15 protein-coding genes are annotated in these 13,597 nt (G+C 65.9%); 6 read left to right on the top strand and 9 right to left on the bottom strand.

Features of this window, described 5'->3' with window-relative positions:
* The 4 genes from LQ144_RS23015 to LQ144_RS18420 form a co-directional block, all read left to right on the top strand.
* A partial coding sequence (locus LQ144_RS23015) for a hypothetical protein (protein ID WP_290369792.1) occupies positions 1-128 on the top strand: 128 nt, incomplete at its 5' end.
* 272 nt (positions 129-400) lie between these two features.
* On the top strand, positions 401-1,681 hold the full coding sequence (locus tag LQ144_RS18425; RefSeq protein WP_230120155.1) for a dicarboxylate/amino acid:cation symporter: 1,281 nt from the start codon (positions 401-403) through the stop codon (positions 1,679-1,681).
* A 166-nt stretch (positions 1,682-1,847) separates the two neighbouring features.
* Positions 1,848-2,150 (top strand): winged helix-turn-helix domain-containing protein, encoded by a 303-nt coding sequence (locus tag LQ144_RS23175; RefSeq protein ID WP_354962170.1) that lies wholly within the window; start codon positions 1,848-1,850, stop codon positions 2,148-2,150.
* Between the two features lie 63 nt (positions 2,151-2,213).
* Entirely contained in the window at positions 2,214-2,963 is a 750-nt protein-coding gene (locus tag LQ144_RS18420) for a metalloregulator ArsR/SmtB family transcription factor (protein ID WP_230120154.1), read from the top strand.
* Between the two features lie 54 nt (positions 2,964-3,017).
* Here LQ144_RS18420 and LQ144_RS18415 read toward each other — a convergent pair whose 3' ends face one another.
* From LQ144_RS18415 to LQ144_RS18385, 7 genes are all read right to left on the bottom strand, one after another.
* Positions 3,018-3,377 (bottom strand): GNAT family N-acetyltransferase, encoded by a 360-nt coding sequence (locus LQ144_RS18415; protein ID WP_230120153.1) that lies wholly within the window; start codon positions 3,375-3,377, stop codon positions 3,018-3,020.
* 177 nt (positions 3,378-3,554) lie between these two features.
* Positions 3,555-4,193, bottom strand: a complete 639-nt coding sequence (gene eda / locus LQ144_RS18410; protein ID WP_290369791.1) for a bifunctional 4-hydroxy-2-oxoglutarate aldolase/2-dehydro-3-deoxy-phosphogluconate aldolase — start codon at positions 4,191-4,193, stop codon at positions 3,555-3,557.
* On the bottom strand, positions 4,186-5,604 hold the full coding sequence (locus LQ144_RS18405; RefSeq protein ID WP_230120151.1) for a mannitol dehydrogenase family protein: 1,419 nt from the start codon (positions 5,602-5,604) through the stop codon (positions 4,186-4,188). Before LQ144_RS18405 ends, eda begins: the two co-directional genes overlap by 8 nt.
* A gap of 38 nt (positions 5,605-5,642) precedes the next feature.
* Positions 5,643-6,569 carry a PfkB family carbohydrate kinase gene (locus LQ144_RS18400; protein ID WP_230120158.1) on the bottom strand — a complete coding sequence of 309 codons (927 nt, stop codon included), beginning with the start codon at positions 6,567-6,569 and terminating at the stop codon, positions 5,643-5,645.
* 47 nt (positions 6,570-6,616) lie between these two features.
* Entirely contained in the window at positions 6,617-7,828 is a 1,212-nt protein-coding gene (manD, locus tag LQ144_RS18395; protein ID WP_230120150.1) for a D-mannonate dehydratase ManD, read from the bottom strand.
* A gap of 88 nt (positions 7,829-7,916) precedes the next feature.
* Positions 7,917-8,948 (bottom strand): L-idonate 5-dehydrogenase, encoded by a 1,032-nt coding sequence (locus LQ144_RS18390; protein WP_230120149.1) that lies wholly within the window; start codon positions 8,946-8,948, stop codon positions 7,917-7,919.
* Positions 8,945-10,327 (bottom strand): MFS transporter, encoded by a 1,383-nt coding sequence (locus LQ144_RS18385; protein WP_230120148.1) that lies wholly within the window; start codon positions 10,325-10,327, stop codon positions 8,945-8,947. The genes LQ144_RS18390 and LQ144_RS18385 overlap by 4 nt, the downstream gene beginning before the upstream one ends.
* 180 nt (positions 10,328-10,507) lie before the next feature.
* Here LQ144_RS18385 and LQ144_RS18380 point away from each other — a divergent pair, with 180 nt between their 5' ends.
* The gene (locus tag LQ144_RS18380) at positions 10,508-11,239 is read left to right on the top strand and encodes a GntR family transcriptional regulator (protein ID WP_230120147.1); all 732 of its coding nucleotides are present in this window, start codon (positions 10,508-10,510) and stop codon (positions 11,237-11,239) included.
* A 40-nt stretch (positions 11,240-11,279) separates the two neighbouring features.
* Here LQ144_RS18380 and LQ144_RS18375 read toward each other — a convergent pair whose 3' ends face one another.
* Complete coding sequence (locus tag LQ144_RS18375; RefSeq protein WP_230120146.1) at positions 11,280-11,846, bottom strand: YceI family protein; 567 nt, start codon at positions 11,844-11,846, stop codon at positions 11,280-11,282.
* Positions 11,847-12,272: 426 nt separating this feature from the next.
* On the opposite strand from LQ144_RS18375, the gene LQ144_RS18370 reads away from it, so the two are divergent.
* A complete protein-coding gene (locus tag LQ144_RS18370; RefSeq protein ID WP_230120145.1) occupies positions 12,273-13,373 on the top strand; it encodes a DUF1524 domain-containing protein in 1,101 nt (366 codons plus the stop codon).
* A gap of 24 nt (positions 13,374-13,397) precedes the next feature.
* On the opposite strand, the gene LQ144_RS23010 is transcribed toward LQ144_RS18370, so the two are convergent.
* Positions 13,398-13,526, bottom strand: coding sequence for a hypothetical protein (locus LQ144_RS23010; protein WP_290369790.1), 129 nt, complete (start codon positions 13,524-13,526; stop codon positions 13,398-13,400).
* Positions 13,527-13,597: the final 71 nt, after the last annotated feature.

The raw sequence follows: 13,597 nt of genomic DNA, 5'->3' as shown, positions 1-13,597 counted from the left end.
CCATCGCCCAGGAAGCCCTCGCCACCGGCAAGGGCGTGGCCGAACTCGTCCTCGAACACGGCCTCCTCACCGCCGACCAACTCCAGGAACTCCTCAGCCCCGAACGCCTCGCCAACCTCAGCAAATAGAGAAGCCGCTCGTCGAGCGCGTCGAAGCCACCGCTGACTGAGCTGGTCCGCTGATTGAGCCTGTCGAGATAGTCCGCTGATTGAGCCTGTCGAAATCTAGGTCTCGACAAGCTCGACCGGCGCAACCCAACACGGTCTCGACAAGCTCCGCCCAGCGGGGCACAAGCTCAACCGGCGCAACCCAACACCTTCCCCGCACCGCGGTTCGGGGCACGCCGTCGTGCCCGGAACCGTCCCGCCCCGTGAAACTGGACCTACCTGAAGGATTGATCATGAAAAACAAAACAACGATGTGGATTCTGGCAGCGCTCCTGTTCGGAATCATCAGCGGCCTCGTGTGCCACTGGCTGCTCGCCGGAGCAGCGCGCGAAACTGTCGTGGCCGTCCTCGACACTGTCACGCACATGTTCCTGAATCTCATCAAGATGATCATCGCCCCGCTGATCTTCGCCACCCTTGTCTCCGGCATCGCAGGAGCTGCCAAATCCGCGGGGGTGGGAAAGCTCTTCGGCCGTTCAATGATCTGGTTCCTGTCCGCCTCCGTCCTGGTCGGCGCCTTCGGATTCATCACGGCTCATGTACTCAACGTGGGCGACGGTCTCCACCTTGCGCCCACCGGGGACGCCGGCATGGAAACGAAGGCCCTTGATTACCAGGAGTTCATCACCCACATCATTCCCACCAGCGTCTTTTCCGCACTGACGAACAACAACCCCCTCCAGATCCTCGTCTTCGGCGCACTCTTCGGCATCGCCCTGCTGAATCTTCGGAAGAAGGGCCACTCCTCCATAGCGAATGCCATCGATGAACTGATGGGCGTCATGCTCAAAGTCACCGGCTACGTGATGCTGGCGGCACCCGTAGGCGTTTTCGCGGGAATCGCTTCCGCGTTCACATCCCAGGGCATTGATGCGTTTGCGACCTACGCCTCTTTCATCGGCGGATTCTACGTCTCCCTCACGGCGCTGTGGGCCCTCATGATCGCCGTGGCCGTTGCATTCCTCGGACGCGCGGCCTTCCGTCTCGTCCGGATCGTGCGCGAACCCATGGTCATTGCCTTCGCCACCTCCAGCAGCGAGGCCGCACTGCCTAAACTCATTGAAGGCCTGACGAAGTTCGGCATCGAGAAACGCACCACCGGTTTCGTGCTGCCGCTGGGATACTCCTTCAACGTCGACGGTTCCATGATGTACATGACGTTCGCGTCGGTCTTCCTGATCAACGCCTACGGCATCGACATGGACCTTGGCCAGCAGATCGCGATGACCGCCATGCTTCTGCTCAGCAGCAAGGGCATGGCCGGCGTGCCGCGCGGGTCACTCGTCGTGGTCGCCGCCGTCGTACCCGCCTTCGGCATCCCGGCAGCGGGCATCGGTGTCCTGCTGGTGATCGACCAGCTCCTGGACATGGGACGCACCGCGACCAACATCCTCGGAAATGCCATCGCCACCGCAGTCATCGGCCGAAACCACGACAAGGCTGCTCCCCGCCAGGATTCGCTCCCGGCTCAGGACGTGCACGAGGTCAAAGAGCTGGAAGCCGCAACGCACTGACCGGACCACACCCACCCGGCCGGCCGGCCGGTCGGGGCTTTGACGCCACGGCGTTTTATGCCCCGCTATCCCGTATCCGGCCGGCCTGCATTTCCTGCGCACACTTTCCTGAGCACGCTGAAAGGCAGTTGCATTGACTGAGGTAGTTAGCGTCCCGAGCAGCCAGATGACGGTCCACGCTGGCAATCACGAGCCGAAGGTTCGGAGTAACCAGATCAGATCCCGGATCGTCGAGTATCTGGCACACAACGGGGCGAGCAGAGTGTCGGAGCTCAGCAGCGCTCTTGGCGCCACCAGGGACATCGTCCGGTACCACCTTGCGGCACTGGAGGCCGCTTCGGTGGTCCGGTCGGATATTTCCCCCGGAACCAGAGCCAGGTTCACCCCCTTCTACTCCCTTACGCCTGTTGACTCTCGCCGCGTTCGAGTCCTCCCAACGGGCAGCAGCACTCGCCGTTCCCAGCGCTGAAAATGGGCGGGCTGCTACGCGGACCCGTTGACATGTGACCAAATGGTCACCTATTCTGACCGTATGGACGCGGTGTTTAAGGCCTTGGCTGACCCGATCCGCAGGGAGCTGCTGGACCAGCTTTTCCGCGAAGACGGCCAAACACTCAGCGCCCTGGAAGCACACTTCGAGATCACCCGCTTCGGGGTCATGAAGCACCTCAAGATCCTTGAGGAAGCCGGCCTCGTGGTGACCCGGCGCCGCGGCCGCGAGAAGCTGCACTTCCTGAATCCGGTGCCCATCAGGCTCGTCCACGACCGCTGGGTGAGCAAATATTCAGAACCATGGGCCGCTGCCCTCAGCGACCTCAAATCCAGATTGGAAAGTCCCATGGAAAAGATCTTCGAAATCTACATCAAGACCACTCCGGAACAGCTCTGGGAAGCCATAACGCACAGCGAGATCCGCGGCAAATACCAGTTCGGAATGCACATCAAGTCAGACTTCACGCCGGGGTCCCGGTTCGAGATGGCCCCCGGCGGAGGGGATCTGCTTGGCGAGGGCGAGAACGTCGAAGTCGACCCGCCGCGCCGGCTCGTGCAGACCATGCGCGCGCTCTGGGGCGAGGACGTCAAGGCCGAGGGCACCTCGCGGATCACCTGGGAGATCGAACCTGTTGGCGACTCCTGCCACCTGACCGTCACCCATGACCAGCTCCGCGAAGGCGCCAACGAGCAACTTTACGGCGGCTGGCCGATGATCCTGTCCGGCCTGAAGACCTGGCTCGAAACCGGGCAGATCCTCACCACGCCGGGTTCCCTCATGTACACCTGAGGCAGCCGCTTGGCGGCCCTGACCCAACTAGCCCCGTGACAACGTCGGCGGGAACTACGCCTGAGTCTTTGCGTGCGCGGCAAGCGCCTCATTCAGGAACGCCAGGTGCTGGTGTGTGGTGGCTGTCGTGTTCTCAGAGTACTCAGGGTGCTTGGTGAGGAACTTCTTGATGAAGGGACACACCGGCACAATGGTCAGACCCGCGTCCGCCGTCTCGTCCAGTGCCACGGTTGCGAGCCGGCCGGCCAGCCCCTGGCCGCCGTACTCCTCGTTGATCACGGTGTGATAGAAAATCCGCTGTGGCGACCCGTCGTCGTCGTACATCTTGTACAAGGCCTTGCCGATGACGTGGCCGTCGGCGAGCACTTCAAAGCGCTCCCGGGCAGGGGTGTGGCGGATGGTGACAGCAGTCATCGTCGAACTCCTTGGTAGCGGCCTTTGTAGCAGCCTAACCCCGGCGGCGGGGCACTTATTTCCAGTTCACCCTTTCCGAGCGGGAACAGGCAGGCGAGCGCGCCGGGCGGCGGGCCGCGGAACGGTAAGCGGTCATGTGCCCGACTTTACGTGCCGGTCCGCGACGCCGGATGTCCCCTAGGGTTCGCGCAGCTGGCCGATTCCGGCGGCTTCCCGGGCCAGCTCCGTGATCCGGCCCCAGTCATTGCTCTCCACGGCGTCGCGGGGCGTGAGCCAGCTGCCGCCGACGCACGAGACGTTGGGCAGTTTCAGGTAGTCCGGTGCCGAGGCCAGGCTAATGCCTCCGGTGGGGCAGAACTGCACCTGCGGAATGGGTGCGCCGATCGCCGCGAGGTATTTCGGACCGCCGGCAGGTCCGGCGGGGAAGAACTTCATGGCGTCGAGACCGCTTTCCAGGACTGCCATCACTTCGCCCACCGTGGCCACGCCGGGCAGCACCGGAATGTTGAGGGTCAGCATGTGACGGAGCAGCGCGGGTGTCACGCCCGGGCTGACCAGGAACTGCGCGCCGGCGGCTACCGCAGCATCCGCCTGGCCGGGCGTCACGACCGTGCCCGCTCCGACCAGGATGTCCGGCACCTCGTTGGCGATCAGCTTCAGCGATGTCAGCGCACTCTCGGTCCGCAATGTGAGCTCGATGATGCGGATGCCGCCGTCGGCGAGTGCCCGGGCCACCGGAACGGCATGCTGCGGATCGTCGATCGTCACCACCGGGATGACCGGGGAAACGTGCAGGACGCTGGTGGCGTCAGCCATGGTTGATCTCATTTCTCAGGCCGTCCAGCCCGTGGATGTCGATGGTGCGGTACCAGTGAGTGAGAAGCTCGGAGAAACCGCCGTGCGCGGCCAGCTCACCGTCGAAGATGCTGCGGCAGCCGAGCAGCGCCGGGACCACCGTCGAGGCAGTGCGCGATGAAGGAAGCGCAGCATGGAGCTCCGCCGCCAGCGGATCGTCAAGCTGACCTTCCGGAGTGGTCGCCACATGGCGCATCCAGGCTGCCACCGCCAGGGCGGCCCACCGTGGTTCGCGGCCGGCGTCGAGATTTCCGCGGACAGTGCTCAGCAACCGCAGCCCGATCTTCTGCGAGCCGTCGCTGCCCACCTTCGCGGTGGTGTGGCCCAGGGCAGGATTCGCGAACCGGCCCAGCACCTGGGCGCAGTAGGCTTCGCCGGCGAGTCCCTGCGGCAGGCTGATGGTGGGCAGCGCGTCCTCGGCCATCATGCGCCGGCAGGCACTGAGGAACACGTCCTCCCCCACGGCGTCGCTGATCGTGGTCTTGCCAGCAGCCAGCCCCAGGTAAGCCAGCATGGAGTGGCTCGCGTTCAGCAGCCGCAGCTTGGCTGCCTCCCACGCTGCAACGTCGGAGCTGAACAGCGCCCCGGCGTCCTCCCACCGAGGGCGGCGGGCGGCGAAGTTGTCCTCGATCACCCACTGCAGGAACGGTTCGGCCACCACGGCGGCCTCGTCCCGGAGCCCGAGTTCACGTTCGACGGCGTCCAGGTCACCGGCCGTCGTGGCCGGCACCATCCGGTCCACCATGGTGTTGGGGAAGGTGACATGCGCGTCGAGCCAGGCCAGCAGCGGCTCCGCCTCCCCGGGAGGCAGCGCGGCGGCAAAGGCGTGCACCAGCTTGCGGGTCAGCTCCCCGTTGCCCGGCAGGTTGTCGCACGAGACCACGGTGAGGGGGCCTGCGTCGGCACGAGAGCGTTGCTGGAGTCCCCTCGCGATCTGGCCGATCGCCGACTGCGGCGCCTGGCCGGCAAGATCCGCCCGGACCTGGTCATCAGCGACGTTGAGGGTTCCGGTCCGCGGATCGATCCGGTACCCCTTTTCCGTGATGGTGAGCGTGAGCACCGACGTCGCCTCGGCGGCGATCCGGTCCACTACCGACGCCGGATTGTCCCGTCCCGAGATGGCTTCCACGATGCTGGACACCACCCGGAGGGGCGCCGCACCGTTGCCCCTTTCGGTCACGGTGAAGAGTCCGTCCTGCGGCGCCAGCTGGCGCGCGACGGTATCCGAGCGCTGGGTGACTCCGGTGATCCCCCAATCGAAATCGCCGGAGGCAAGCATCGCGTTTTCGGTGATGACGGCCGTGTGAGCGCGGGCAAAGGCGCCCAAGCCAAGGTGCACAATGCCGGGCCGCAGCGTGCCGCGTTGCAGCAAGGGCCGGTGGTTCCCCTGCGCGGCAAGCGAGGAGGCGTCTAGGCGTGCGATGGCAGGCCTCCCTTGGCTCCGGTGGACGCGTGCGCGCGGGTCTGTTCGAAGGTGGGAATGAACCCGGTCCCGCCCTTGCCGCCCACCACGAGCGATGCGGCTGCCGCACCGAACCGGGCGGCCACGGGAAGGGAGTCGCCAAGCACCATCCGTGCGGTCAGGGTGCCGACGAACGCGTCGCCCGCCCCTGTCTGGTCCACCACCGACGGCGCGGGAATGGAGTCGATCCAGACGGAGTCCTGTTCGCCTTCAAGTTGGATTCCTTCCGCCCCGCAGGTCACGGCGACGGTCGCCGCGCCAAGGCGGCGCAGCTTGGCGGCAGCTTCCTTCGGTGAGGAGCAGGCCAGCAGGGCCGACGTCTCCCCGGGGAAGGACGGAGTGACCAGGAACGTCCGCGGCGCGAGATCGGCGAGGACCGCCGTCGCGTCTTCCACGGAGGTGAGCCGGGGACGGAAGTTGGGGTCGAAAACGAAACGGCGGGACAGGGCCGCAGCCTTCAGGACCGCCGCACGCGAGGACGCGGAGATGGCGCAGGCGATCCCGCCTGCAATCACTGCCCCGGCCGCCGAGAAGACGGCGGGATCAATATCCTCCGGGGACAGCGTGGAACCCACGCTGCCGCTGCGGGCGTACGAAAACTCCCGCTGCCCGTCGGGATCGCAGTGCACCAGGTAGACGCCCTGCTGTCCGGTCCTGAATTTCAGGAGCTCGGTTGAAATGCCGAGTTCCCGGATCCTGGCGGCGATCGCCTGGCCGAGATCGTCGTCGGGCAGCACCGACAGTAGCCCCACGCGGGCACCGGCCGCGGCGGCGGACGCCGCCACGTTCAGCGCATCGCCGGAGATGCCCAGCTGCGCCGGAACGCCGTGGCCGAACGGGGCGTCGGTGGCGACTTCCAGCAGGATTTCACCCATCACGACGACGTCGAAGGGCTGGGGCTGGGATTCTTGCGGTGCGGTGTTCACCAGTCGTGCACCGACCCGTCGAGCCGGCGGTTGATGGGGAGGTACTTCGGCTCGAACGGGAAGGCTGCTGCCGCTTCCTCGTTGAATTCCACGCCGAGTCCCGGAGCATCACCCGGGTGCATGTAGCCGTCTGTGAAGGTGTAGGAAGTCTTGAAGACCTCACCGACGGGGTCGCGGTGGCCCATGTATTCCTGGACGCCGAAGTTGGGAATGCTCATGTCCACGTGCAGCGCCGCAGCGAACGACACCGGGGACAGGTCGCCGGCGCCGTGCGAGCCGGACCGGACCCCGTACAGGTCGGCCAGCGAGAAGATGCGGCGCAGGTGCGTGATGCCGCCGGCGTGCGAGACGGACGTGCGGATGTAGTCGATCAGGCGTTCGGTGATCAGCTGCTGGCAGTCCCAGATCGAGTTGAACACCTCCCCCACCGCGATGGGCGTGGTGGTGTGCTGGCGGATCAAACGGAACGCCGACTGGTCCTCGGCCGGCGTCGGGTCCTCTATCCAGAACGGCCGGTACTGCTCCAGCGAGGCGCCCAGCCGGCCGGCCTCGATGGGCGTCAGCCGGTGGTGGACATCGTGCAGGACGTGGACGCCGTAGCCGAACTGTTCGCGGACGTGCGCCATCATTTTCGGCGCGAAGTCCAGGTAGGACGTGGTCTCCCACATGTCCTCCTGTGGAACGTTGCCGCTGGCCGGTTCGTAAGTCCTGCCATCCACGGGCGCGATCCCGTAGGTTTTCTCCAGCCCCGGCACCGCAGCCTGGGCGCGGATTGCCTTGTAGCCGAGGTCCAGGTGGTGCTGGAAATCGGCGCTCAGGTCCTCCAGGCTTGAGCCGCTGGCGTGCCCATAGACCATGACGCCCTCGCGGGCGGCACCTCCCAGGAGTTCGTAGACCGGCATGCCGGCCGCCTTGCCCTTAATGTCCCACAGCGCGACGTCGATCGCGGCGATCGCGGTCATGGTCACCGGCCCGCGGCGCCAGTAGGCGCCCTTGTAGAAGTACTGCCACGCGTCCTCGATCCGTCGGGCGTCGCGGCCGATCAGCAGCGGGCAGAGGTGCTCGGACAGGTAGGACGCCACAGCCAGCTCGCGGCCGTTCAGGGTGGCGTCGCCGATGCCGGTGATGCCGTCCTCGGTTTCAATAACGAGCGTGACGTAGTTCCGTCCGGGGGACGAAACCACTACCCGTGCGTCGGTGATTTTCACTGGTTGGTCCTTCGTGGGTGCGTGGGAGATTTGCAAGAAGCTCGCAGTAGGTGTCGTTTTGAGCCCTCATAACGACACCTGCTGCCAGTCAGTTGGCGGTGAGGCGGAGCATGACCTTGCTGCTGCCGGACGCCGGATCGGCCGAAACCCGCATGGCTTCCTCGGCCTGGTCGATGCCGAACCTGTGGGTGATGACAGGCGATACGTCCAGGCCTTCGGCCATGGCGCGGAGGGCGTCGCTGATCTCGTCCGCGAACCGGTATGAGCCGATCCAGGTGATTTCCCGGGTCACCAGGTCTCCGAGTGCCGCGGGCGCCGGGGTGCCCGGCAGGTTGCCCACCTGGACAACGGTTCCGCCGCGGGCCGTGGCGCCGAGGACGCCGCCCAGCACGCCCGGGATGCCGGTGGCTTCGAACACCAGCTCCATGTCCTCTGGAAGTGCGCCGACTCCGGAAAGGTTTCGGACCTCGTCGGCGCCCATTGCTGCGGCGATCCGCAGCGAGGCATCGTTGATGTCGGCTGCGATCACCGTCCTGGCCCCGGCGTACTTGGCTGCTGCGATCACCAGCGAGCCGATCGGTCCGGCACCATTGACCAGGACATCCCGTCCGGCCAAGGATCCGGCCCTGCTTACGGCGTGCATGGCGACGGCGAGCGGTTCGGCGAGCGCCCCGCGAAGGGTGTCCACGCCGTCGGGCAGGGCCCGGATCTGCGAAGCCCGCACAAGCTTCCGTTCGCTGAAGCCGCCGTCAGTGTGGGGGTCGAAGGCAGCTGACCCGAAGTAGCGGATCTGCGGGTAGAGGTTGGTCCTGCCCGCGAGCCGTGCCGGCATGGTCCCGTCCCCCACGAGTTCCGCGGGGTGCACCGTAACCGGCTGGCCGACGTCGAGGTTTTCCACTCCGGACCCAAGCTGCGCGATCCGGCCGGCCACCTCGTGGCCGAGGACGAGCGGCGACTTCAGTGCCGCAGTCCCCGAGGCGCCGTGGCGCCAGTACGAAAGGTCGGAGCCGCAGATCCCGCCCCACTCGACGTCGAGCACTACCTCGCCGGGTCCGGCTACGGGTTCCGGGCGGTCGTCGATGCGAAGGTCGTTCGGTCCGTGGACTACTACCGCTTTCATACGGCGTCTTCCAGGCGGACCATGTCGCGGCCGCGGACCTCGGGACCCACGGCTGCGGCGACCAGGGTGATCAGGGAGTAGCCGATGAGCATCGCGGCGAGCGGCCACCAGTGTCCCGTGATTGCCGTGAGCGTGGCGGCCAGCAGCGGGCCGATGGCCGTGGCGAGGATGCCGCCGATTTCCTTGGCCAGGGCCAGCTGGGTGAAGCGGGTGCGGGCTCCGAAGAACTCGGCCATGGTCACGCTTTCCATGGCGAACAGGCTCAGGACGCCTAGGTTCAGTCCGGCCACAATGGCCACGGTGATCAGGGTGGTGTTGCCGCTCGTGACCATCAGCATCATCGGGATGGCGAACAGCGCCGTGAGGGTGCTGAGGACCAGGTACAGCGGTCTCCGGCCGAAGCGGTCGCCCAGGAGGCCCATGATGGGGATGGTGATGAAGCCCAGCAGGGAGCCGTACATGATGGCGCTGGTGCCCACGGTCTTGTCGACCAAAAGCACGGTGGCGAGGTAGCCGATGAGGAAGGTCTGCACGAGCCCGGAGTTGCCGGCCTGTCCGAACCGGAGGCCCAGGGCGATCAGGAAGGCCCGGCCCTTGCGCTGGTGCAGCGCGGCTTCAATGGTGCTGGTGCCGGCCGGTACGGCGGCCTGGGCAATGTCCTTCTTGGCGAGGGCAACACCGTCCACGACGTCGGCCCGCTGTTCGAAGACCGGGCTTTCCTTAAGCGAGCGGCGGATCCAGACTGCGAAGATCATCAGCAGGAAGCTGGCCAGGAACGGGATGCGCCAGCCCCAGCTGAGCAGCTGGTCCTCCGGCAGGACCGCGACCAGGATCGCCCAGAGGGCAGAGGCTCCGAGTGTGCCGGAGTTGGTGCCAAGGCAGACGAGCGAGGAGATCAGGCCGCGTCGTTTGGCGGGGGCGTATTCCGCGAGCATCACGGTGGCCCCGGCGATCTCGGCGCCGGCTCCGAAGCCCTGGATGAGGCGCAGTGCTACAAGCAGGATCGGAGCCCAGATGCCGATCATCGCGTACGTGGGGAGGACACCGATGAGCGTGGTGGACGCGCCCATGAGGGCGATGGTGATGAAGAGGACCTTCTTGCGGCCGATCCTGTCACCCATGCGGCCGAAGTAGACGGCTCCTGCAAGGCGGGCGACGTAGCCCACGCCGTAGGTGGCCATCGCGGCGATGAGGCCGAGCACGGGGCTCACCTCAGGGAAGAAGATCTTGTTGAAGACGATGGCTGCGGCCAGGGAGTAGAGCTGGAAGTCCATGAACTCCATGGCCGTCCCGAGCCAGCCTGAAACTGCGACCCTGGCCAGGTCCCGGGTGGTCCTCGTCTCCGGCTTGGTGGTGGGTGGCGCAATGCTCTCGGTCATCTGGTGCTCCTTTGCAGGCGATGAAAAAGGGAGGTGGCGATGTTTGCGGTGCGAGGGTGGCCGCCTTCCCCGGGTGCACGCTCTGCTGAGCAGGTTTGGCGTACGGGGCTTTTTTCGGCGGCTCTTGCTACCATACAAGCACTACCATTCTAGTTTGTCAACGATGGCTAGACTGGACGCATGGCAATAGAAAAACCCGATAAAGGACAGTCGCCGAGGCTCTCGGTGCGTGATCAGACACTGGAAACACTCCGGCGTCGGATCATTTCCCTGCAGCTCCCTCCCGGTGAGCCGCTGTCCGAAAACGAGCTAGCGCAGGAGCTCGGCGTCAGCCGGACACCGGTGCGGGAATCCCTGATTCTGCTGCGCGAAGAGGGGCTGGTGCAGGTCTTCCCGCAAATCGGATCCTTCGTCTCCCTCGTGGACCTGGGCCGGGTTGCCGAAGCTCAGTTCGTCCGGGAGGCCATCGAATGCGCATCCCTTGGTGACCTGGTGGTGGACGCGCCGGGGATTGCCGGCCTGCGGCAGATTCTTGCCAGCCAGCGCGAGGCCGAGGCCCAGGGTGATGTGGAGGAATTCTTCCGGCTGGACGAAGACTTCCACCGTGAACTCCTCCGGCTGGCGGGGCACGAGTCGGCCTGGACGGCCGTCAATTCGGCCAAGGCGCACCTGGACCGCGCCCGGCGCTTGAGCCTGATCGATACGAGGCCTGTCTCCACGCTGATTGAGCAGCACACGGCAGTGGTGGACGCGTTGGAAGCCAACAATATTGCCGACGCCGACAGCTCCCTGCGCGTCCACCTCCGGGGCGTTTTCGAAGACGTCAAACGGATTCAGGCATCCTCGCCTGACCTCTTTTCCGACGGCACGGCCTCACGGCCGATCCGGCGGAGCATCGCGCGCCTGTCCTAGTTCGATTCACCTCGGACAGACGCGCGGCTGCTACTCATGGTCAGGCTTGGCCCGGTACCGCCTCGTCCTGCTTGACCAGCGCAGCTTCGAGATTGATCTTCACCTTGTCACTGACCAGGAATCCGCCGGTCTCCAGCGCTGCGTTCCACGTCAGGCCAAACTCCTTGCGACTGATTTCCGTCTCCGCCGAGAAACCTGCCCGGGTGGCACCGAACGGATCAACCGCCACGCCGGTGAACTCAACTTCCAGTTCGACGGGCTTGGTGATCCCCCGGATCGTCAGGTCGCCGGTGACCGTGTAATCCTCGCCGTCGCCCTCGATGCCCTTGGCCCGGAACGTCATTTCGGGATACTGCTCGACGTCGAAGAAGTCCGCACCCCGCACGTGGCCGTCGCGGTTGGCGTCACCGGAGTCGAAACTCGCGGTCTTCACTGTGGCGCGCACAGAGGATTCAGCCAGCGATTCCCGGACACGGGCTTCGGCATTGGCATCCGTGAACCGGCCACGGACCTTGCTGATCCCGGCATGCCGGACGGTAAATCCAATCTCGCTGTGCGACATATCAAGGGTCCAGGTACCCGGGGTCAGGCCTGAGGGAAGCGTCATTGCACATCTCCTAAAAGGGTGAAAACCAGCTGAAACGGTGCGATTTCCACACTGGTTCAGGCCGGGAGTGAAGTCAAGGTCCTGCCGAAGCTTCCGCCTGGGCGCTGAAGCGATGGGGGCCTCGCCCTCCACAAGGTCTTCCAAGCTTGGCCCCCCACTCCCCCTTACCGGCCGGTGCCAGTCCCCCCAAAACTCCTAGCCAATTTTCAGGAAACCTCTTTATCTTTGTTAACAGGCCCACCGCGTCCCCCAGTTGCGGTGGTCCTGCCGCTAGGAGGGGCCTCGCACACCGACAGGTGACGCGAGGCCCTTCCGCTTAACTGCTGTTCGCACGCTTTACGCAGGCTTGGCGCAAGATCCCCGATCCAGCTCGCTCGGTGGGTACGATCGTTGAACGCACAACGACCGCCACGGGGGCACAAGAAGTTGAAGAGAGCACGTCCACTGCCGCGCGGCAACTACAGCGGAGCCTTCGGCACCAGCGCATCCTTCGGCGCTGTCGACTGGGTCAAGGGTGGCATCGTCGCCACCGTGATTCTGGCGACCACAGCCTGCGGCGGCGCCGTCAGCGCAACGCAACAGCCGTCGTCGGGCGCCCGAACAAGCACCTCGGCGGATGTGACGGCAACCGACGCACCCACCGCCTCACCCACTGCCACTGCGCCGCCGTTCGAGCCCGCACGGCTGGACAACGTCAAGGCACGGCCTGCCTACGCCACCAAGGCCACGGAACTGCTTGCGACCCTGCCCATCAAAGGCCGGGCGCCGAAAACCGGCTACGACCGGACGCAGTTCGGGCAGGCGTGGGCGGACACGGACCACAACGGCTGCGACACCCGGAACGACATCCTCACCAGGGACCTCACGGCCACAACGCTGAAGCCCGGGACCCGAAGCTGCGTGGTCCTCTCGGGCACGCTGAATGATCCGTACACGGCCACCGTCATCGCATTCCAGCGCGGGGTCAACACGAGCAGCGCGGTGCAGATCGACCACGTCGTGGCTCTCAGCGACGCCTGGCAGAAGGGTGCCCAGCAGCTGACAGAGGCGCAGCGCACGGCCTTCGCCAACGATCCCCTGAACCTCCTCGCCGTTTCCGGACCGGAAAACCAGCAAAAGAGCGACGGCGACGCCGCCACCTGGCTGCCGCGAAACACGGCCTACCGCTGCGCGTACGTCGCCCGGCAGATCTCGGTCAAGACCACCTATAAGCTCTGGGTCACGCGGGCCGAGCACGACGCCATGGCCACGGTGCTGTCCAAGTGTGCCGGCGTCCTGGCTCCGACGAAGGGGAGCGCCCCCGTCACGGCTCCGGCCCAAGCGGCGCCCGCGGTTCCCGCGCCAGCTCCAGCGGGTCCCGCAGCGCCTGTGGCGGCCGAGGCCGCGCAAGCCGCTCCGGCTCCCGCTGCCGCCTACTACGCCAACTGCGCGGCAGTCCGGGCGGCCGGTGCCGCGCCCATCCACGCCGGCCAGCCGGGCTACAGCGGAAAGCTGGACCGCGACGGCGACGGCGTGGGCTGCGAATAGCCGGATCCCGCTGTTTCGGCTCCCCTACTGCTGTTCCTCTCCCGCAAACGGGTAGTCCTCCTCGTCCCCGCCCGGGGTTGCTGCCGACTGCTCAATGGCGTCCGCTTCAGCAGCGTCCTCGAGTGCGACGTGCGGTGCGGGAACATCGGTCATGGCCCCAGCAACGCGGGGTCTTTCACGGCCCGATCCTCGCAGGATATTGAGTGGCCGCTGACCCCGTGCTG

Origin of the sequence: Arthrobacter sp. Bi83, from assembly GCF_918698095.1 — a bacterium.
In the GTDB taxonomy this organism is placed as follows: Bacteria; Actinomycetota; Actinomycetes; order Actinomycetales; family Micrococcaceae; genus Arthrobacter.
This window is presented reverse-complemented; position numbering and strand designations above follow the sequence as displayed.